Raw genomic sequence first — 21,595 nt, 5'->3', positions numbered from 1 at the left:
CAACATGTCTGGTAAAAAACCAGCCTATAATAACCGAGAAACGTCCACGACTTAAGGCTTTTGGCAATTATGAAACGTACAGCTTTTTTTATCTCTGATGGAACAGGTATTACTGCCGAAACGCTTGGGCAAAGCTTGCTGGCACAATTTGGCAATATTGATTTTCGTCGTTTGACCAGACCTTACATTGACACAGTTGAAAAAGCACAGGCTATGGTACAGCAAATTAACGCTGTCGCCGACACTGAGCAGGTGCGGCCCATTGTCTTCGATACCATCGTCAATACTGAAATTCGAGATATTTTATCTACGGCCAATGCGTTTAAAGTGGATATTTTTTCTAGTTTTCTCGCGCCATTAGAAGAAGAGTTGGATGAGCGTTCGTCTTATTCAGTTGGTAAATCGCATTCAATAACCCATAGCGCCAACTATATGGAGCGCATTGAAGCGGTGCATTTTGCTTTAGATAATGACGATGGCGCGCGCACCCGTCATTACGACAGTGCGGATATTATTTTGGTTGGTGTCTCGCGCTGTGGCAAAACCCCAACGTGCCTGTATATGGCGATGCAGTACGGGATTCGCGCTGCCAACTATCCATTGACTGAAGAAGATATGGAGCATTTACAACTGCCATCTTCTTTGAATAAATACAAAGATAAGCTGTTTGGTTTGACCATTGATGCCGATCGTTTAGCGGCGATTCGTAATGAGCGTAAGCCTAATAGTCGCTATGCCAGCTATGCGCAGTGTGAGTTTGAAGTGCGTGAAGTTGAGTCTTTGTTTAGACGTGACAATATTAACTTCATCAATACTACGCATTTTTCTGTGGAAGAAATTTCTGCAAAAATTTTGGTGGAAAAGGGTATTGAGCGTCGCTTGAAGTAAGCGTTGTAACAGCTTGAATGGCTTGAAGATTGACTAAAGCGTGCAGTGTTTTCAGCTGCACGCTTTTTTTGTAGCTCTATGCAGGGTGTTGCTTAAGCAAACTCGTCCCAGCCGCCCATTTCTTTCCAGCGATTGACGATGCCACAGAACAACTCTGCGGTTTTCTCCGTGTCGTAACGTGCATTGTGTGCTTCACGGGTATCAAAATTGATGTCTGCCGCTTCACAGGCTTTCGCTAATACGGTTTGGCCGTAAGCCAGACCGGCTAAAGTTGCAGTGTCAAAACTTGAGAAAGGGTGGAATGGATTGCGCTTGATACCGCAGCGTTCAACCGCGGCATTTAAAAAGCCTAAATCAAAGTGACTGTTATGACCGACTAAAATGGCACGCTTACAGCCACAGGCCTTGAGCGATTTGCGCACACTTTTGAAGATTTCTGCTATGGCATGCTCTTCTGACACCGCCATGCGCAGCGGATGATCAAGTTTGATTCCAGTGAAATCAAGAGCAGCTTGCTCAATATTCGCTCCAGCAAAAGGCTCTACACGAAAGAATAGAGTATGTTCAGCATAGAGCAAACCTTCATCATCCATTGCAGGAATCACTGCTGCAATTTCTAAGAGTGCATCCGTTGCAGAGTTAAAACCGCCGGTTTCGACATCAATCACCACTGGCAAGTAGCCACGGAAACGTCGCGCCATTGGCGACTTCAAGCCACCACTGTGCTTGTCAGTGCCGTTGTTTGGATATTCTTCTTCATAGTCTTGCATATCAATATCGTGGCTCATGCTTGAGATCCTAAAATACGCCAGTTGAGGGTTTCACCTGCGCGCAAAGGAATCAGCTGCTGCTCGCCAAAGGTTAAAGAGGGTGGGGCAGTCCAAGGCTCACGGACTAAAGTGATGGTGTCTTGATTGCGCGGTAATTGATAAAAGTCTGCGCCAAAATGACTGGCGAAACCTTCCAGTTTGTCTAACGCATTGCGTTGTTCAAAGGCTTCGGCATATAACTCAATCGCGGCATAGGCGGTGTAGCAACCGGCGCAACCGCAAGAGATTTCCTTAGCATTTTGTGCATGCGGTGCAGAGTCCGTGCCTAAGAAAAACTTAGCAGAACCGCTAGTCGCCGCATCCAATAACGCTTCTTGGTGAGTATTGCGCTTTAGAATGGGTAAGCAATAAAAGTGCGGGCGAATACCGCCGGCAAGCATGTGGTTGCGGTTATACAGCAAATGGTGAGCAGTAATGGTGGCGGCAATCTTGTCGGATGCCTCGCGGACAAACTGCGCTGCATCAGCTGTGGTGATGTGTTCAAACACTACTTTTAAATTGGGGAAGCGATTAACCAAGCCCACCAGCTGATCATCAATAAAGCGTTTTTCACGATCAAAAATATCGACATCAGCGTGGGTGACTTCACCGTGCACCAAGAGCGGCATACCCACATCACTCATGGCTTCTAGGGCAGGGTAAATTGCCTCAAGAGAGGTTACACCTGAGTCTGAGTTAGTGGTTGCTCCAGCCGGATACAGTTTGGCGGCATGGACAAAGCCACATTTTATTGCGTTATGGATATCGGCAGCAGAAGTTTGATCCGTCAGGTACAGCACCATCAGCGGCTGAAAAGAACTCTCGGCTGGACGTGCATCTAAAATGCGCTGACGGTATTGGTCGGCTTCAGCTGCATTGCGCACCGGTGGCACAAGGTTTGGCATGATGATGGCGCGGGCAAAGGTGCGAGCCGCATCTGCAACTGTGCGTGGTAATAACGCGCCGTCACGTAAGTGAATATGCCAATCATCAGGTCGCAGCAGGGTAAGACGGTCAATCATGAAAGCTTCCAGTCAGTCGAATTAAATATAATGTGCTGAATGCTACCGTAAAAGCGCGATGCAGGCATCTGCTTTAAAGTTTTCCTTACTATGACCGATATAAGCATTGGGCATTCTGTTGACTGGAGAGCGCGATGCGCTTACTTGTATTTTCTATTTTAGCTGCGATTTCAGTAGCACCAGCGCTGGCATTAACGTTCCAAACACCTTTAGAGCATGTTGAGTGGAAGGTTGCTGGCGATCGTTTTGAATGTCGCTTGATGCAACCTGTTAAAGGCTTTGGTCAAGGTGAGTTTGTTCGGCGTGCAGGTGAAAGCCCAGTGTTTAAGCTGCAAGCTCAAGAGCAATGGCTGAGCCGAGGATCAGCATTATTAGTCGCTGCAGCAGCGCCTTGGCGTGTAGGGCAGGGTGACATTAGCTTGGGTACAGTAGTTATCAGCGATAGCGCCAATGGCTTGCAAACTTCGCAATTGCAAGCCGGACGCTTACTGACTGGACTATTAGAGGGTCGCGGTCCGCTGATTCGTCATCGTACTCAGCAAGGTGATGCATTAGAAGTTCGCATTATGCCTGCACACTTCTCTGATGCTTATCAGCGCTATCTTGATTGTACTGCGGATTTGTTTCCTTATAATTTTGAACAAATCAAACAGACTCGAATTGCTTTTCCTGATGAAAATTTAAGTCTTAGCAGCTCAGCACAAGGCCGCTTGCAGTTGATTGTTGACTATATAAAGGAAGACCCAACTGTTAATCACATTGAGCTCGATGGACACTCAGACAGCTTTGGTAATCGGTTGAGTAATCGAGAAATATCACGACGTCGTGCATTAACTGTTAAGCAGTACTTTATTGATCAAGGTATACCTGAGGAGCAGATTGTGGTGCGCTTTCATGGTGAACGCTATCCACTGAAGCCGAATAACAGTCCGGCTAACCGTGCTCTGAACCGTCGCGTTAATGTGGTTCTTTCACGAGTGCCAGAAACCACTTACAGCGCTTTAGATGGCGCTGTAGGTGAATAAAAGTTAACGCTGTTTGAAGTGATCTTGAGTCAACTTGATCACGACAGGGCTTAGTACTAATAGAGAAATCAAGTTGGGTAAGGCCATTAAGCCATTCAGAGTGTCGGCAAGTAACCATACTGTATCGAGTTGACTGACAGCGCCAAGCGGAATAATTAGTACCCAAATGAGGCGGTACGGCAAAATTGCCCGCGCGCCAAACAAATACTCCCAGCAGCGCTCGCCGTAGTAACTCCAACCTAAAATAGTGGTAAAGGCAAACACCACCAACGCTGTGGTCAAAATGTAATTACCAGCTCCCGGCATTGCGGACTCAAACGCAGAAGAAGACAAGGCGGCGCCGCTGAGGCCATTACTCCATACGCCCGAACAAATAATCGCTAAGCCTGTCATGCTGCAAACAATTAGGGTGTCGATAAAGGTACCCATCATGCCGATCAAGCCGGAAGTGACAGGGTCTTCACTGGTGCCTGCTGCTTGCGCAATACCGGCGCTACCAAGACCTGCTTCGTTAGAGAAAACGCCGCGAGCCACACCAAAGCGAATGGCTGCAATCATTGCTGCGCCAGTAAAGCCACCAACCGCCGCATGCCCATTAAAGGCTGAGTCAAAAATCAATAGCAGTGCATCCGGAATAGCTTGGTAATTAACGACCAGCACCACCATGGCGGCAATCACATAAGCCAAGCACATAAACGGCACTAGGGTTTTTGCCACTGCACCAATTCTCTGAATGCCGCCGAGAATCACTAAACCCACCAGCACCATCACACAGACACCGCTAAGCCAGGCAGGAATTGCAAAGGATACAGTCAAGCTAGCGGCCATGCTGTTGACTTGCACCATATTGCCAATGCCAAAACTGGCGAGACCACCAAAGATGGCAAAGCAGGTACCCAGCCATGCCCATCGGTAACCCAGTCCATTTTTAATTGCATACATTGGCCCACCAACAAAATGGTTGTGACCGTTTTTCTCACGAAAATGTACAGCTAACACGACTTCGCAGTACTTGGTTGCCATGCCGACTAAGGCGGTGCACCACATCCAAAATAGCGCACCCGGTCCGCCGAGCACGATCGCGGTGGCAACACCGGCAATATTACCGGTTCCTACGGTGGCCGCTAAGGTGGTCATCAGCGCGGCAAAGGGGCTGATTTGACCTGTGCTGGCATCGCCTTGTGCGCGGCCTTTCCATATCTCTACAAAGCCGCGCCTGATATTCAAAATAGGCATGAATTTCAGTGACAGCATAAGGAATAAGCCGCTGCCAAGAATGGCAATTAGCATCGGAGTGCCCCATACCAGATCATTGAGGTCGGTGATTGCTGTTGTGATTGTTGGCATAAGAAAGAGTGATAGAGGGCTTGAGATGAATGATTAGCGTTAGGCTGCTTGCGCGTTAGTGTTTCAGTGTTGATTAGCCAATAGAGCAGCTAGAGTAAGGTCATCATTATGCTGGAATGAAGAGTGTTGTACAGGCTTTTATTGCATTGTTAAATATTTCGAACAGCTATCAAAATAAATTATTCGCAGCAAAATACTTATAGATCTGTGACTTACCTCAATATGCTTATTATTTAATAATTATTTAGTGTGCTTAGCGTTGGATGATGTTCTGATACTTATAGCGATGTATCCATGACTCAGTCTGCTGTCAGTTTGGTTGTTAGTGCGCCACTGACTTTATGGTCTTTCAAAAACTGGGTCATCAGGTGTGCCGGCAATGGTCGGCATAGCAGGTAACCTTGCAGCTGATCACAGCCTTCTTCTGCTAGGCGGGCTGCTTGCTCTAGCGTTTCGACGCCTTCAGCGGTTGAACGTAGACCCAAACTTTTGGCGATAAATAACACAGCGGAAACGATGGCCGCATCCTTTGGATCAACCAGCATATCTTGCACGAAGCTTTTATCGACTTTGAGCTTGCCGATGGGCAATTCCTGTAAAACACTCAAAGATGAATAGCCGGTACCAAAATCATCCAATGAAATTGTCACACCCTTCTTGCGCATCGCATCCAGATCTCTGATGACTTCTGGCTTGATCTTCATGATCGCGGTTTCGGTAATTTCCAGTTCCAGTTGCCAAGGCTGGAGCCCATTGTCAGAAAGCACTTGATCAACAATCGTGAGCAAGTCTTGCCGCTGTAACTGGATCGCCGAGACGTTAACCGAGACGCTGGCGTCAGTGAGGCCAACAGTGTGCCAAACGCCTATTTGTCGTCCAGCCTCGCGCAGAACCCATTCGCCAATCGGCAAAATTAAGCCACTGTCTTCGGCAATCGGAATAAATCTCTCAGGAGAAATAATGCCTTCTACTGGATCATTCCAGCGCAACAATGCCTCAAGGCCAACAATATGGCCTGTGGTGGTCTGAATAAGTGGTTGGTAATACAACTCTAGCTCGTTGTTTTTTAACGCGCGTCTGAGCCTGCCTTCGAGAGAAATATGTTCAAAGGCGGCAAGATTGTAGGACGCAGAGTAAAACTGGAAGTTATTACGGCCTTGCTCTTTGGCTTGATACATCGCGGCATCGGCGCGTTTGATCAGATCATCAACTTTTGTACCGTCATCAGGGAACAGCGAGATACCAATGCTACTGCCGCTATAGATTTCTTTATCATCGAAATGAAAGGGAATTTTCATCATTTCAAGAATTCTTGAGCACACTCTGGCAGCATCGAGCGAACTATCAATTTTGGGTAGCAAAATAACGAACTCATCGCCGCCAAGGCGTGCCAGAAGCTCAGGGCTGCTTGAAGATTCGTGATGAATAAAATCTTCAGCGCGCAATACAGAGGTGAGACGGACGGCCATTTCCTTCAGCAACTGGTCGCCGACTTGATGGCCAAGGGTGTCGTTGACTCGTTTGAAGTTATCCAGATCGAGAAACAACACCGCCATCTTGCCATTCTCGCGGCGGGCGTGAGAGATCATGTGCTGCAATGCTTCATGCGCTTGGAAGCGGTTGGGCAAACCAGTCAGGCTGTCGTGATACGCCAGTCGCTCGATCTTGAGGCGTGATTTTTCTAAGTTACCGGCCATTTCCTGAAAGCTCAGAGCCAATTGACCCAGTTCATCCTTTGACGATAACGAGATTTCAGGCATCAGATTGCCACGGCCGATTTCGCCAACCGCAATGATCAATTGTCTCAAGGGCTGAATCATCAGGGAGCTGATGGCGATCAGCATCGCGATAATCATAAGGACGATAGTCCCTAGAACGATCCAAGCGACAACCACGCCAAGACGCTGGCTTTCTTTGAGTAGCTCTGCCTCCGGTAATACACCAATCAACAGCAGATCGTCGTGTAAGTAGCGAGCTGAGAACAGGCTGCTAGATTCTAAATAGGGTGCAGGTACGAGATGTTTGCTCTCTTTGCTTGCTAAAGCTTTGCTTAGCAGCGCTGCAGGTATCAGCTGACCCACCTGCGCAGGATCTGGGTGAATCAAAATCTTACCGTCTTTATTAACAATCTGCGTATAGCCGCTGTTGCCAATACGACTGGAGGCTACCTGTTCTGCCATAAAATCCAGTTGCATAGTCACTACGAGGTAGCCACGCAAGGTTGGTGTGCTATTAAGTGGATCTTGAGTGGTCAGATCGATCAGTTTGATCGGCTGAGCGAACTGCAATGCGGCTGTCTCGCTGTCAGGTGGCGTTGAAACGTAGGTCATCGTTTCGCCTTTGAACTGCCTGAGCGCTTTGAAGAAAGGTGTTCCCGCTTCATTCTCACTGATATTGGCGATTGGCAGTAAAGATCTACGAGCGTCCTCATAGCCATTGGGTAACAAGAAACGGATATCATTGTAGTCAGGGTAAGCGCGCAAATAACTGGTAAACAGCTTTAGCAGGGAAGGCAACATTAATACATAACGTTCTTCTTCGTCTTTGGTCAGTGCGTAGGCGCGCACCAGTGAGGCATTGGAGAATAGTTTGACGTTAGCTTTAGCAACATCCTGGTGCATCTGAAAGTTACGCGTCATTTGATCCATGAGCGTGGTCATTTGGCTCGAACTGCGCTCTATTGCCGTTGAGCGCAGTTGATCATAGGCCAGCCAGCCTAAGATCAGTAGCGGAATCACCGCTAGGGGTACGACGACTAATAGAACCTTGGAGTGTAAACGCATATGGGTAAATTAGACTCAGTTAACGAGGCGCGAAAAAATCGCGGCGCGAAGTTTCTGCGCCTGAGCTGGCAGACGCTGATTGATTTCCGATTTTTGCAGAGCTGCTTGGCTCGGGTAGATCGCTACATTGTTTTTGAACTCAACAGGTAGGAGCGCTTCCGCTGCTAGGTTGGGCGTGGCGCTATAGACAAACTCTGCGAGCTGCGCTGCGATCTCTGGTTCGTTGAGAAAGTTGAGGAATTGTTTAGCGCCAGCCTTATTGCTCGATGAGCTAAGAATACTGATGTAATCAACCCAAATATTACTGCCCTCTTCAGGCAACACAAAAGCAATCTCGCTGTGATGCTTTTGCACCATCAGAGCATAGCTGTTGTACATCATAGCAATAGCAACTTGACCTGCCACGAGGGCTGAGTGCTCATCACGTGAAACATATTTGTAAGTTGTAACGGCTGGTGCTTGAGTTTGCAGTAAGGCTTCCGCTTCCTTGAGTTCTTGAGTGTTGGTGCTGTTCAGTGAATAGCCTAGAGCCTTAAGGCCAACGCCGAGGAGGTCTCGAGTATCGCTAAACATCGCCACTTTGCCATGCAGTTGTGCGGCTGGTTGTAACAAATCCATCCAGCTTGAAACCGGAGAAGACACCAAGTCCTTACGATAGGCAATGCCAATGGTGCCCCAGAAATAGGGCACAGCATAAACCTTGGCTTCTTCGTGAGCATTACGCCAGCGTGGATCAATATGTTTTAGATTAGGAATGTCCTGCTCATTGAGCGGTTCGAGCCAGCCGCGATTCGCTAAAATCCGAATCGAGATGCCATCAATAAGAACCATGTCGAAACCTTTAGCTTCGGTTTCCACCAGAATCTCATCACGATCTGCATCAGATTCGAAATAGATTTGTTTGACGGTGATGCCAGTGCGCTGCTTGAACTCATCTAGAATCAGTGGATCGATATAATCTGACCAATTGAGGAATGTTAGTTCGCTGCTCTGAACGGCTTGCACGGGTTGAATAATGAGAACTAGAGTCAGTGCTCTACAGAAGACTTTGCAGGTGTGTATGGCGGTTTTGTATTTATCCATAGTGACGACACCAGAGCTTGCTAATAAAAAAGACTGAAACTTAAATGTGTGAGTGGAGCTTTGCTTACTAGAAAGTATCAGCTCATAGAGCAATCAAATAAGTTTCCAAGCGAGTATAGAGTACGGTCTATTCTTACTCAGACGGTCGGCTCTGTAGCAACAGCAGCGGCTAATCAAGCTTTGGTGGTGCCGTGAAGTCCTTTTGTCAGTCAGTCTACCTCAGTAAGCAATAAAAACCTGTTACTCAGTAGACGATGCGAGAGAAAATTGCGGCACGGTTCTTTTGTGCTCGAGCAGGTAAACGTAGGTACGCCTCTGAGTTTTCAAGAGACTCTTGGCTCGGATAAATAATGGGATTATCTTTAAAATCTTGCGGCAGTAACTTTTGCGCCGCCAGATTCGGTGTCGCATAGTGGACATACATGGCTTGTCGCGCTGCTATTTCTGGTTCGTTAAGGAAGTTGATGAACTGTTTAGCTTCTGCTTTTCTTGGTGAAGAACTGAGCACGCTTAAAAAGTCGGTCCAAATATTGCCGCCTTCCTTGGGAAGGACAAAAGCGATATTTTCATTGTGCTTTTTCAGCATAAGGGCGTCACCGTTGTACATCATGCTCATAACAATCTGGCCGGTTAATAGAGCTGAGTCATCGTTCAGCGAAAGATAGCGGTATGTTTTGACTGCTGGCGCCTGCGCGCGCAGAAGAGCCTCAGCATCTTTGAGCTCTTTTTCATCGATGCTATTGAGCGAATAGCCTAGAGCTTTAAGCGCGATGCCAATTAGATCGGCGCTATCACCAATCATACTTATTTTGCCATGCAGCGCTGGCGTCGGCTGTAACAGGTCCATCCAACTGGAGACCGTCGAGGGCACGAGATCTTTGCGATAAACAATACCAATCGTGCCCCAGAAGTAGGGCGCACCAAAAGTTTTATTGTCTTGCGGTTCACTGCGCCAGTAAGGGTCAATGTGCTTTAGGTTAGGAATGCTCTGCTCATCAAGTGGATCCAGCCAACCACGATTGGCGAGGATTTTCATTGAAGCTGCATTCATTAAAGCGATATCGAAGCCTTTCGCCTCGGTCTCGAGTAGTAGTTCGTCGCGGGTGGTATCGGAGTCGAAATAGCTTTGTTTGACTGTAATGCCAGTCCGTTGTTTGAACTCCAAAATGATTTCTGGATCCATGTAATCTGGCCAGTTAAGGAAGATGAGTTCCTTAGCTTGCACAGAACCTACAGTCGTAAGCAAAAACAACGTGAGTAAAAGAGTTTTGGCAGCAGACATGGTTTCCCTCATGAGTGACCGATAACAATTCAGCTAAGGGGCTTTAGCTTGCAATTTTAATTTCGCTGATTGATCTAGGTGCTGAGATTGGCTTTGAGTAGGCTCTGAATAAGCCACACAATCACCGCTAACGCCATTTTTTTCAATCGTACAGGATAATGCGTTAGCAGGAATCAAATGATCTTTCTCCTTAGTTGCATACCTAACAAAAAATTAAAGAGATTGAGCCTGCGCGGTACTGGGGTTTCTTGAGTGTTATGCTGTGAGATTCATGGGTAAAATAGCCCGTCGGCTGCTAGGCTGAAAACTTTGTTGATGTCACTGAGTGACGCTAAAGAGGGTATTTAGATGAGACTTTTACACACCATGCTACGGGTTGGCGATCTTGATGCTTCGATTGCTTTTTACACTGAAGTGTTGGGCATGCAACTGTTACGTCGTCGTGATTATCCAGACGGTAAATTTACCTTGGCTTTTGTGGGTTATGGCGATGAGGCCAGCAATAGCGTGATTGAATTGACGCACAACTGGGGCGTGGAAAAATACGATTTGGGTGATGGTTATGGGCATATCGCTTTAGAAGTGGAGGATGTTTACAAAGCCTGTGAAGATATTCGTGCGCGTGGCGGCAAGATCACTCGCGAGCCAGGACCGATGATGCATGGTTCAAGTATTTTGGCTTTTGTTGAAGATCCAGACGGTTACAAGATTGAACTGCTGTCGCCTAAGCGTGGTGATTGATAGTTGATGAGTGCTGCGCTGTTGCTGTGAGGAGCGTAGCCATGGATGGCAAAGCGTCGGAGTTGAACCCTGGATGGGTTCATCGACGGGTAAACAGTTACAGTGCAGTACGGTTCACCTAGATCAATATCGGCAGTAGTTGAATAGAATAAAAAACGGGCGACCTGTTTATGCAGAGTCGCCCGTTTTTAAGTATGCACTGCCTTGCAGTGCATCGCTGTGGCTTTACAACGCTTGCGTGTTGTCTTGGGTATAGCCGCCACCTAAAGCTTTATACAGCTTGATCTCGCTAGCCAATTGCGCAAATTGTGTCTGAATACGCGCTTGTTGCGCATCAAACAATAAACGCTGGGCATCCAACAATGTCAGCTGATTATCAATGCCTTCACGGTAGCGACGGTCAGCCAGAGCGTAATACTCTTCACTGGATTTAACCAATGCATCGTGCGCGGCTAACTGCTGCGTATAGGTTGTGCGCTCAATTAAACCATCCGCCACTTCCTGGAACGCGGTTTGAATGGTTTTCTCGTAGCGTGCGACATTGATATCTTTTTGGATTTTGCTGTAATCCAAGTTGGCGCGTAAACGTCCGGCATTAAAAATTGGGATATTAATGCTCGGTTGAAACAGCCAAGAACCACTGCCACCATCAAATAGTCCTGATAAATCAGGGCTTAAGCTGCCTGCAGTAGCAGTCAGACTGATGCTTGGGAAGAATGCTGCGCGTGCTGCACCAATATTGGCATTAGCGGCTTTCAGATTGAATTCTGCTTGCAGAATATCTGGACGACGCTGTAATAGGTCAGCCGGTAAGCCAACTGGAACTTCAGCAAACTCAAACTGTTTTAAAGGCACTGGCGTGGCCAAATCAGCAGGAGTGTTACCACCTAAAAGCAAGTTCAGTGCATTGCGGCTTTGCACGCTTTGGCGTTCAAACTGCGCTAGGCTGACGCGAGCACTGTTAGCAGAAGTACGTGCTTGTTGTAGCTCTAAGGAAGAGGCGACTCCAGCATCGTAACTGCGCTCGACCAGTCGCAAGCTCTCCTCATAGGTGCTTAACGTCTCGCGTACCAACTTGAGTGTTTCTTGGTCTGCTTGCAGGGTAAGCCAAGCCGTTGCCACGCTGCTAATCAGACTGAGTTGGGTGCTGCGCTGCGCTTGCTCGCTAGCGAAATAACTGGCCAAAGCTTGCTCACGCAGGCTGTTTAAGCGGCCAAAAAGGTCTACTTCCCACGCCGTTATTCCTAATGCCGCAGAATATTGACTGTTAATGGTGGAATCGCCCGTTGGGCTCATATTGCCTGGAATACGCTGACGATTGGCACCGCCGCTTGCATCAATTGCAGGGAACAGCGCACTACGCTGAATACGGTATTGCGCACGAAATGCTTCAACATTCAGTGCAGCAATGCGCATGTCACGGTTGTTTTCAAGAGCGGTTTCAATCAGCTGCTGAAGAGCCGGATCTTGGAAAAACTCGCGCCAATCAGGCAGCTCTGCGCCGCCTTGTTGATTCTGCACATCACTCCATTGTTCTGCAACTGGAGCTTCAGGCTGCTGGTAGTTCGGGATTAATGAACAGCCAGACAAAGCTGTTAATAACGCAACGGCTAGGGCAGTACGCTTCATTGCGCGTCCTCCTTTTTGTCTTCAGCTGTTTTAAACAGAGCGCTGACCGCGACATAGAACATAGGCACAAAGAAGATGGCCAGTACCATTGCCGTTAACATACCGCCAATGACACCTGTACCAATGGCATGCTTACTGCCCGCTCCGGCACCGGTAGAGATAGCCAGAGGTGTCACACCAAGGATAAAGGCCAGCGAGGTCATAATGATTGGTCGCAAACGAATACGGCTGGCTTCGACTGCAGCAGCAGCCAAGCTCATGCCTTCTTCATGTAACGACTTGGCAAACTCCACAATCAAAATAGCGTTACGTGCTGACAAGCCAATGGTGGTCAGTAAGCCAATTTGGAAGTACACGTCATTGGATAAGCCGCGTCCGTAAGTGGCCAGTAGCGCACCTAGAATACCCAGTGGTACAACCAACATTACAGAGAAGGGCACAGACCAGCTCTCATACATTGCCGCTAAGCAAAGGAATACGACCAGTAACGATAGAGCATACAAAGCAGGAGCCTGGTCACCAGACAGCCGTTCCTCGTAGGATAAACCGGTCCATGCCATACCTACGCCAGTGGGCAGTTTCTTAGAAATCTCCTCAACTGCAAGCATTGCATCACCGGAACTATAACCCGGTGCTGCGCTACCGAGAATCTCCATGGCAGGTACACCATTGTAGCGTGACAGTTTCGGTGAGCCGTAGGTCCACTCGCCGCTGGCAAAGCTATTAAAGGGGATCATCTCGCCTTTATCATTGCGCACATACCATTTCGCCAGATCTTCAGGATTCATCCGTGCATCGGCTTCGGCTTGCATAAAGACTTTTTTCACTCGACCCCGATCAATAAAGTCATTCACATAGCTACTACCCCAAGCCGCTGATAGCGTTTGGTTGATAGCATCGAGTGATAAGCCCATAGAGCTGGCTTTCTCATCATCAATGATCAGCTTATATTGCGGCTCATCACGCAGGCCGTTGGCACGCACTTGGGTTAAACGAGGGTCTTCGTTTGCCAGTTGCACAAACGTATCACGTGCTTCGCTTAATATTTCATGACCTACGCCGGCGCGGTCTTGTAAGAACATATTAAAGCCAGTGGCGTTACCCAGTTCCATCACTGCTGGTGGTGCAAAAGCAAACACCATGGCATCACGGAAGGAGAAGAAACGCATCTGCGCACGCTGTGCTAGCGAGAACACACTTTGGTGCTCAAGGGTGCGCTCTTCCCAAGGCTTCAGACCAATAAACGCCATACCTGAGTTTTGTCCACGACCGGCAAAGTTAAAGCCTGTGATGGCAAACACTGAGCGCACCGTATCGGATTCTTCAGTCAGCAGGTAATCACGCATTTTACTGACGACATCATAGGTGCGTTCAGCAGTGGAACCGGCAGGTGTTTGTACTTGAGCAAAGAGTACACCTTGATCTTCTTCGGGTAAGAACGAAGATGGGATCATGGTGAACATCCAGCCCATGATGGCGATAATGACCACATACATCAGCAGATAAGGTGTTTTGCGGCGAATCATTGCGGCAACACCTTTCTCATACTTGTTCACGCCGCGTTGGAAGCTGCGGTTAAACCAACCGAAGAAACCGCGCTTTTCGATGTTGCCACCTTTCTTAATCGGCTTAAGCATGGTGGCGCACAATGCGGGAGTAAAAATCAATGCTACCAGTACTGAAAGCACCATCGCAGAAACAATAGTTACCGAGAACTGCTGATAAATCGCACCAGTTGAGCCTTCAAAGAAGGCCATCGGAATAAATACCGCCGACAACACCAGACCAATACCGACCAGCGCGCCTTGAATCTGTCCCATGGATTTACGCGTAGCTTCCAGCGGTGACAAACCTTCTTCTTCCATTACGCGTTCAACGTTTTCCACGACAACAATGGCGTCATCCACCAGCAGTCCGATGGCCAAGACCATAGCGAACATCGTCAGGGTGTTGATGCTGTAACCAAACGCAGCCAATACGCCGAAGGTACCGAGAATAACCACTGGCACAGCCAAAGCGGGAATTAAGGTTACGCGCAGGTTCTGCATAAACAGATACATGACCAAGAACACAAGGATAAAGGCTTCGATAAGAGTATAAATAACCCCTTCAATCGAAGCAGAGATCACCGGTGTAGTGTCGTATGGATAAACAATTTTCATTCCTTGCGGAAAGAAAGGCTCGAGTTCGGCGAGGGTTGCACGCACGGCGCGAGCGGTATCAAGGGCGTTGGCACCGGTAGCCAACTTGATACCAATCCCTGTTGCCGCTTTACCGTTATATTCAGCGTTAATGCTGTAGTTTTCACCGCCCAGCTCAACACGCGCCACATCTTTCAGGCGGACTTGTGAGCCATCTTGATTAACTTTGAGCAAGATGTTTTCAAATTGCTCAGGCGTTTCGAAACGGGTCTTACCAATAATGGTGGCGGTCAGTTGCTGGTTTGGCGATGCGGGTAGACCACCCAGTTGACCAGAAGACACTTGTACGTTTTGCGCGCGAATTGCCGTCGCTACATCGATCGGCGTCATCGCAAAGTTGGTCAGTTTGATTGGATCCAGCCAAATACGCATCGCGTATTGAGCACCGAAAATCTGGAAGTCACCGACACCTTGGGTACGTGAGATCGGGTCTTGGATATTAGAAACGGTGTAGTCAGCCAGGTCATACCTGTTCATGCTGCCGTCTTCAGAAATAATCCCGACAACCATTAAGAAGTTTTTGGCTGACTTAGTGACGCGAATACCTTGCTGCTGCACTTCTTGTGGGAGTAGCGGAGTGGCCAGTTGCAGCTTGTTCTGCACCTGAACTTGCGCGATATCTGGGTCGACATCCTGCTCAAAAGTAATGGTAATGCTCATGCTGCCGTCGGAGTTACTTTCCGAGGAAATATAGCGCAAGCCGTCAATACCATTCATTTTTTGCTCGATCACCTGAACCACGGTGTCTTGCACTGTTTGTGCTGAAGCACCTGGGTAGCTTACAGAGATGCCTACTGCAGGTGGAGCAATACTTGGGTATTGATTGACTGGCAATTTAAGAATCGCCAGTCCGCCAATCAACATAATTACCAGGGCAAGTACCCAAGCAAAGATGGGGCGGTCGATGAAGAAATTCGACATGAAAAGATTCCCTTATTGAGCTTGCGGTGCAGTTTTTTCAGAAGATGTATTTGCTGCAGAAACATTGCCAGCAGGATACGGATCGACAGTGGCACCTGGGCGAACAAACTGTAGTCCCTCAGTGATTAAGCGATCACCTGCTTGTAAGCCTTCGTTGACTAACCAGTAATTGCCTGAGGTACGTTCCGCTTTTAGCATGCGCACTTCAACTTTATTGTCAGCGTCGAGCACCATCGCCATTGCCTCACCTTTGGGGTTACGGGTGATGCCTTGTTGTGGCGCTAGAATAGCTTGGCTTTGCACGCCGCTGATTAAGTTGGCATAAACAAACATGCCTGGCAGTAGCAAGCCATCAGGGTTTGGGAAAACCGCACGCAAGGTGACTGAGCCGGTGCTGGCGTCCACGGACACTTCGGAGAACTCTAGTGTGCCTTTGTGTGAGTATTCGCTGTTGTCTTGTAGCTTCAGAGTAACTTGAGCCGCATTCTCGCTGGCTTTTTCCAGTTGGCCACTGGCCAGTTCACGGCGTAAACGCAGTAAGTCGTTAGCGGACTGGGTGACATCAACATAAATAGGATCAAGTTGTTGAATGACTGCAAGTTCTTGAGCTTGGCCATTCGTGACCAGAGCTCCTTCGCTGACCGTAGAGCGACCAATACGACCAGAGATCGGCGCCAGAACGCGGGTGTAACGTTGTTCGATTTTAGCGCGCTCAAGTGCTGCTTCAGCCTGTAAGCGAGTGGCTTGTGCATCATCGAATTGTTGGCGGCTGACTGCGCGTTCTTCGACCAGAATTTTATAGCGCTCGGCTAAAGAACGAGAGGCGAGCAAGCTGGCTTGCGCACTTTTTAAGTTGGCCTCATACAAGGCCGGATCAATTTGATACAGCTGTTGATTGGCCTTAACGTCGCTGCCTTCTTTGAATAAGCGTTTTTGCAAAATCCCGTTTACTTGTGGGCGAACTTCGGCAATACGGTAGGCTGCTGTGCGTCCAGGTAACTCGCTGGTTAGCGTGTAAGATTGAGATGACAGCGTGACGATACCTACTTTGGGGGCAGGCTGCTGTTGACTGGCTTGCTCTGTTTTCTGCTCACAAGCGCTAATCAGTAATGCACAAGCAAGAGTAAGGGAAGCAGCAGTAGTAGTGCGCGATGAGAGGCGGGTCATAAATTTTTCCTAATTAGCATCTTTTTAGCACTGCACATTAAACGCACGCAAATACGAATGCAGTCGGTGCCTAATTATGCACTGCTTTAGAGGTAAAAGCAGTGCGTTTTCATTCAGCTGAGTAATATACATACATTGTTGTATGTTGGTAAGTGATTGGTCTATTTTTACAGAGAAAAACTATGTGTTTAAATGTAAATTATTGTCTGAGATAACTGACTTAATGACTTAAAATAACGTCATCAAATTTCCAATAGGGCTGTGTATGACTCCTGCTATCGATTTAGTAAAAAAAATGCGCATCAACCACGCTGTGCACAGTTACAGCCATGACCCGCGAACAGCCTCCTATGGTTTAGAAGCGGCTGAGCAATTAGGTTTAGTTGCAGGGCGCGTTTACAAAACGTTGTTGGTTAGTACTGAGAATGCAGAGTTATTGGTGGCTTTGGTTGCGGTAAATGCACAGCTAAATTTAAAAGCCTTGGCGACAGCGGCGAAGGTCAAAAAAGTTGAGATGGCTGACCCGCAGCGGGCGCAACGCAGCAGTGGTTATTTGGTGGGTGGCATCAGTCCGCTGGCGCAGAAAAAAGCCTTACGCACTTTTGTTGATCGCAGTGCTGCTGAGCATGCCACTATTTATGTCAGTGCGGGGCGCCGCGGCTTGGAAGTTGAGTTAAGCGCAGATGACTTGCTAGCTTTAACCTACGGGCAGTTTGCCGAGATTGCCAGTCTTGGTCATTGATCTTTTATTGCTCTGAGCGCTTCTTGTTGTAAATCAAGAAAAGCCAGGGAAACCCACAAAGAGCAGTGAAGCCGCGCGCGTAAGGCATTAAGGTATGCACAGCCAGACCTCGATCAACACAAGGCTTGTTATTGTGTTTGCAGGTTTAACGGATTGTTTCCTCAGGAGCAACGCATGCTTTTTACTCATCCTGTTGTCGCTAGCATTTTACAGCATCCATTTTTCAAACACTTGAGCGCTGAAAATCAAGAGCGCTTGATTAGCCAAAGTCATGAGCAACAATGCCAGTCGGGTGAGTTATTAATTCGCCAAGGTCAGCCGGCTGAGCGCTTTTTCTTAGTGTTAAAGGGCCGGGTTAAGCTCTATCGGATTTCTGCTGATGGTCAAGAGAAAGTGGTCGAGATCATTCAGGCCGGGCAAACCTTTGCTGAGGCTGTGATGTTTATGCAGCGTTCAGAATATCCAGTGTGCGCGGAAACCTTAGAAGCTGTTCAGTTGATCAGCTTTCCTAATCGTTTGATGCTGACATTGCTGCAAGAAAACCCGCAAGCCTGTTTGCACTTGCTTGGGCACATGAGCATGCGTTTACATCAGCGTTTGGGCGAGCTAGAAACCTTGACCTTACAAAATGCCACTCAGCGTTTTGCTTTGTATCTGATTCAGCAACTGGAAGATCGTGCGCAAGAAACCGTAGATATTGAGTTGCCATTACCTAAACGTTTGATTGCTGCGCGCTTATCCATGCAGCCAGAAACTTTGTCGAGAATTATGGCGCGCTTAAATCAAGACGGTTTAATTGAGATGCGAGGCCGCAATATTCATATTCCGAGTATTAGCAGTTTGCTCGCGCCTTTTGCCTAGCGCGGCACTAGCCTTTTATTGCTCTTAAGCGTCTGAGTTAGTCATTGCGGCGCTCGAATGTGCTGAACAGTGTGCTGATTTCTTGCCACAGCGCTGCTGTGCCTAAATTAGCGCTGCGCTCTGCCAGTTGTCCATCCAGCATGCTTTGCGTGCGCACATGTTGCACGACAAAGTGCGCCACTCCGGCAGCGCTTAAACGACGCGCCAGTTCCAGTAAGCGCTGTGGGTCAATCAAATCCCAATGCACGGTAGTGCGGCACTCATACTTAACGCCACTGGCCAGCAGTAATTCTAAGCACTGCCAGTTGGCTTGGCCGCTGCCGGATACGCCAGTAATCAACGGGGTGTCTTCCTCTAAGGCTTTAATATCAAAGCCGACCCAGTCGCAATAAGGCAGCACTCGTTGCAGTGCTTTAGGGTTAATCCCTGCGCTATGTAAGCCGACTTTAAAGCCCAGTTTTTTGACCTCCTGCATCGCAGCTTTGAGGCCGTATTGCAAAGTGGCTTCACCACCGCTAAACACCACAGCTTCAAGCAAGCCTTGGCGGCGTTGCAAAAACTCTAAAATAGAGTCCCAGCTGTGCATCTGCTGCGCACGGGGTGGAATTAAGTCGGGGTTATGGCAATAGCGACAGCGCCATGCACAGCCTTGGCAAAATACCACGCAGGACAGATGGTTTGGGAAGTCTAAAGTGGTCAGGGGCACGAAGCCCCCAACTCTAAGTCGCTCAGCCATCATTACGCAGACTGACGCTGGGTTGACTGCTCATTAAAATGCATGCGCTCACGGTGTTCAGATTGCTTGCCTAGATTGAAAGCGCTAACTGGACGATGGTAGCCCATCACTCGGGTCCAGACTTCACAGCGTTGACGTTGTTCTTGCGGCAGTTGATTTACAGTTTGCATAGGTCTTTCCTTTTAGTTTGATGCAGGGCATCGGATCAACGCGCTGCTATATAAGTGGCGCGTTGGCTTGCTCAAGGGGTCTTAATGGACGGCCTTGAGATGTTGAGCACGTTGCTGTTCTTGCAGCAGCGCTTCGTCACATTTCGGGCAGAACTCATGTTCACCGGATAAATAACCGTGCACTGGGCAGATGGAGAAGGTTGGGGTAATGGTTAGATAAGGCAGACGAAAGCGTCCCAAGGCATTGCGCACAAGTTTTTTACAGGCTTCGGTAGAGGAAATTTGCTCTGACATATACAGATGCAGCACTGTGCCGCCGGTGTATTTGCATTGCAGTTCGTCCTGCAACTCCAAGGCTTCAAAAGCATCATCGGTAAAGCCCACGGGCAACTGCGATGAGTTGGTGTAGTAGGGCGCATCGAAGCTGCCGGCCTGCAGAATATCGGCAAAACGTTTTTGGTCTTCTTTAGCAAAACGGTAGGTGGTGCCTTCTGCAGGTGTGGCTTCCAGATTGTAGAGGTTGCCGGTTTCTTCTTGAAACGCCACTAAGCGCTCACGCACATGGTCGAGCATCTCCAGCGCCATTGTGCGTCCGTTAGCGGTGTGCATGCCCTCGGTATCGCCAGTGTAATTGCGCAGCATTTCATGCAGGCCATTCACGCCAATGGTGGAGAAATGGTTACGCAGCGTACCTAGATAGCGCTTGCTGTAGGGGTAAAGTCCAGCGTCCATGTGGTGCTGGATCACCTTGCGCTTCACTTCCAAGCTGTCTTTGGCCATTTCCAATAGATTATCGAGACGGCGATACAGACCAATGGGGTTGTTTTTATACAGATAACCTAAGCGTGCACAGTTGATGGTGACTACGCCCAGTGAGCCGGTTTGTTCCGCCGAACCAAACAAACCACCACCACGTTTGAGCAGTTCACGCACGTCCAACTGCAAACGGCAGCACATCGAACGGACTTGGTTGGGCTCCAGTTCCGAGTTGAGGAAGTTTTGGAAGTAAGGCAAGCCATAGCGCGCAGTCATTGCAAATAAGCGGTTGGCGTTCTCGCTGTCCCAAGGGAAGTCATGGGTGATGTTGTAGGTTGGGATTGGGAAGGTGAAAACGCGGCCTAAGCCATCACCGGCCTGCATCACTTCGATGTAGGCTTGGTTGATCATCTCCATTTCTTCTTGCAGATCACCATAGGCGAAAGGCATTTCTACGCCGCCGATGTAGGGGATTTGCTCGCGTAAATCGTCTGGGCAGACCCAGTCAAAGGTCAGGTTAGTAAAAGGTGTTTGCGTGCCCCAGCGTGAAGGCACGTTGAGGTTATAAATAAACTCTTGAATGTCTTGGCGCACCTGCGCGTAGCTGAGCTGATCTTTGCGAATAAAGGGCGCAAGGTAGGTATCAAAGGAGCTAAAGGCTTGCGCACCGGCCCATTCGTTTTGCAAGGTGCCAAGAAAGTTGACCATTTGCCCCAGCGCGCTGGATAGGTGTTTCGGTGGTCCGGCTTCAACACGGCCAGGGATACCGTTAAAGCCTTCGTTGAGTAAGGTGCGTAATGACCAGCCAGCACAATAACCTGCGAGCATATCCAGGTCATGAATATGCAAATCAGCTTCACGGTGCGCTTCACCAATTTCGGGGCTGTACACTTCATTGAGCCAGTAGTTGGCGGTGACTTTGCCGGACACGTTAAGAATTAAACCGCCCAGTGAATAGCCTTGGTTGGCATTGGCGCGCACCCGCCAGTCTTCACGGGATAAGTACTCGTTCATGGAGGAAGCAACATCGACCAAGTTTGTACGATCACGGCGCAAGCGAGCATGTTGTTCGCGGTACACAATGTAAGCGCGTGCGGTACGGAAATGCCCAGCGGCCATTAACGATGTTTCGACACAGTCTTGGATGTCTTCAACATTGAGTGCGTTGTGTGACGATAAACTGTGCAGTACCTGTTCGCAGAGCTGAGCGGCAGCTGCTGGAGTAAACTCGCTGGTCGCGCGTCCTGCTGCAGTAATCGCGTGCAGGATTTTTTGCGCATCAAAAGGTGCATAACTTTGATCGCGTTTGCGAAGCTGGCGGGTGCTGGGTACTGCGGTTAAGCTCGGCATGGAAAACCTCTAAATACATTATGTAGTGTTTATATATATCTGTAGACACAAGATGTAGTGCAAGGTACGTGACGAAAGCGGG

At 48.5% G+C, this 21,595-nt stretch carries 17 protein-coding genes; 5 read left to right on the top strand and 12 right to left on the bottom strand.

Annotated features, from left to right (window positions below; all coding sequences use genetic code 11):
* Positions 1-69 precede the first annotated feature (69 nt).
* Complete coding sequence (gene ppsR, locus H591_RS0103550) at positions 70-888, top strand: posphoenolpyruvate synthetase regulatory kinase/phosphorylase PpsR (protein WP_022965570.1); 819 nt, start codon at positions 70-72, stop codon at positions 886-888.
* A gap of 92 nt (positions 889-980) precedes the next feature.
* Here ppsR and rnt read toward each other — a convergent pair whose 3' ends face one another.
* Positions 981-1,658, bottom strand: coding sequence for a ribonuclease T (gene rnt / locus H591_RS0103545; RefSeq protein ID WP_028244147.1), 678 nt, complete (start codon positions 1,656-1,658; stop codon positions 981-983).
* A 14-nt stretch (positions 1,659-1,672) separates the two neighbouring features.
* A complete protein-coding gene (pyrC, locus tag H591_RS0103540; protein WP_022965568.1) occupies positions 1,673-2,719 on the bottom strand; it encodes a dihydroorotase in 1,047 nt (348 codons plus the stop codon).
* Between the two features lie 134 nt (positions 2,720-2,853).
* Between pyrC and H591_RS14745 the strand changes: the two genes are divergently transcribed.
* Positions 2,854-3,744 carry a flagellar protein MotY gene (locus tag H591_RS14745; protein WP_022965567.1) on the top strand — a complete coding sequence of 297 codons (891 nt, stop codon included), beginning with the start codon at positions 2,854-2,856 and terminating at the stop codon, positions 3,742-3,744.
* 3 nt (positions 3,745-3,747) lie between these two features.
* On the opposite strand, the gene H591_RS0103530 is transcribed toward H591_RS14745, so the two are convergent.
* The 4 genes from H591_RS0103530 to H591_RS0103515 all read right to left on the bottom strand — a co-directional run bounded on the left by H591_RS0103530 (position 3,748) and on the right by H591_RS0103515 (position 10,239).
* On the bottom strand, positions 3,748-5,091 hold the full coding sequence (locus H591_RS0103530; RefSeq protein ID WP_022965566.1) for an alanine/glycine:cation symporter family protein: 1,344 nt from the start codon (positions 5,089-5,091) through the stop codon (positions 3,748-3,750).
* Positions 5,092-5,390: 299 nt separating this feature from the next.
* Complete coding sequence (locus H591_RS15685) at positions 5,391-7,874, bottom strand: bifunctional diguanylate cyclase/phosphodiesterase (RefSeq protein WP_022965565.1); 2,484 nt, start codon at positions 7,872-7,874, stop codon at positions 5,391-5,393.
* Positions 7,875-7,889: 15 nt separating this feature from the next.
* Entirely contained in the window at positions 7,890-8,957 is a 1,068-nt protein-coding gene (locus tag H591_RS0103520; protein WP_022965564.1) for a polyamine ABC transporter substrate-binding protein, read from the bottom strand.
* A gap of 244 nt (positions 8,958-9,201) precedes the next feature.
* The gene (locus H591_RS0103515) at positions 9,202-10,239 is read right to left on the bottom strand and encodes a polyamine ABC transporter substrate-binding protein (RefSeq protein ID WP_022965563.1); all 1,038 of its coding nucleotides are present in this window, start codon (positions 10,237-10,239) and stop codon (positions 9,202-9,204) included.
* A gap of 348 nt (positions 10,240-10,587) precedes the next feature.
* Between H591_RS0103515 and gloA the strand changes: the two genes are divergently transcribed.
* Positions 10,588-10,980 carry a lactoylglutathione lyase gene (gloA, locus tag H591_RS0103505; protein ID WP_022965561.1) on the top strand — a complete coding sequence of 131 codons (393 nt, stop codon included), beginning with the start codon at positions 10,588-10,590 and terminating at the stop codon, positions 10,978-10,980.
* 225 nt (positions 10,981-11,205) lie between these two features.
* Here gloA and H591_RS0103500 read toward each other — a convergent pair whose 3' ends face one another.
* From H591_RS0103500 to H591_RS14735, 3 genes are read right to left on the bottom strand one after another with little or no spacing between them, the layout of a single operon-like run.
* A complete protein-coding gene (locus H591_RS0103500; protein ID WP_022965560.1) occupies positions 11,206-12,609 on the bottom strand; it encodes an efflux transporter outer membrane subunit in 1,404 nt (467 codons plus the stop codon).
* Positions 12,606-15,731, bottom strand: a complete 3,126-nt coding sequence (locus tag H591_RS0103495; RefSeq protein ID WP_022965559.1) for an efflux RND transporter permease subunit — start codon at positions 15,729-15,731, stop codon at positions 12,606-12,608. The genes H591_RS0103500 and H591_RS0103495 overlap by 4 nt, the downstream gene beginning before the upstream one ends.
* Before the next feature lie 12 nt (positions 15,732-15,743).
* Entirely contained in the window at positions 15,744-16,898 is a 1,155-nt protein-coding gene (locus tag H591_RS14735) for an efflux RND transporter periplasmic adaptor subunit (RefSeq protein WP_022965558.1), read from the bottom strand.
* A 265-nt stretch (positions 16,899-17,163) separates the two neighbouring features.
* On the opposite strand from H591_RS14735, the gene ybaK reads away from it, so the two are divergent.
* Both ybaK and H591_RS14730 read left to right on the top strand, forming a co-directional pair.
* Positions 17,164-17,640, top strand: coding sequence for a Cys-tRNA(Pro) deacylase (ybaK, locus tag H591_RS0103485; protein WP_022965557.1), 477 nt, complete (start codon positions 17,164-17,166; stop codon positions 17,638-17,640).
* A 174-nt stretch (positions 17,641-17,814) separates the two neighbouring features.
* Positions 17,815-18,501: a Crp/Fnr family transcriptional regulator gene (locus H591_RS14730; RefSeq protein ID WP_022965556.1), complete on the top strand. Its 687-nt coding sequence runs from the start codon at positions 17,815-17,817 to the stop codon at positions 18,499-18,501.
* A gap of 37 nt (positions 18,502-18,538) precedes the next feature.
* Here H591_RS14730 and H591_RS0103475 read toward each other — a convergent pair whose 3' ends face one another.
* The 3 genes from H591_RS0103475 to H591_RS0103465 form a co-directional block, all read right to left on the bottom strand.
* Complete coding sequence (locus H591_RS0103475) at positions 18,539-19,237, bottom strand: anaerobic ribonucleoside-triphosphate reductase activating protein (protein WP_028244146.1); 699 nt, start codon at positions 19,235-19,237, stop codon at positions 18,539-18,541.
* Between the two features lie 2 nt (positions 19,238-19,239).
* Positions 19,240-19,407 (bottom strand): anaerobic ribonucleoside-triphosphate reductase, encoded by a 168-nt coding sequence (gene nrdD, locus H591_RS0103470; RefSeq protein WP_022965554.1) that lies wholly within the window; start codon positions 19,405-19,407, stop codon positions 19,240-19,242.
* Positions 19,408-19,488: 81 nt separating this feature from the next.
* Positions 19,489-21,513: a ribonucleoside triphosphate reductase gene (locus H591_RS0103465; protein WP_022965553.1), complete on the bottom strand. Its 2,025-nt coding sequence runs from the start codon at positions 21,511-21,513 to the stop codon at positions 19,489-19,491.
* Between the last annotated feature and the right edge of the window lie 82 nt (positions 21,514-21,595).

It is taken from the genome of Denitrificimonas caeni DSM 24390 (genome assembly GCF_000421765.1).
Lineage (GTDB): Bacteria > Pseudomonadota > Gammaproteobacteria > Pseudomonadales > Pseudomonadaceae > Denitrificimonas > Denitrificimonas caeni.
This window is presented reverse-complemented; position numbering and strand designations above follow the sequence as displayed.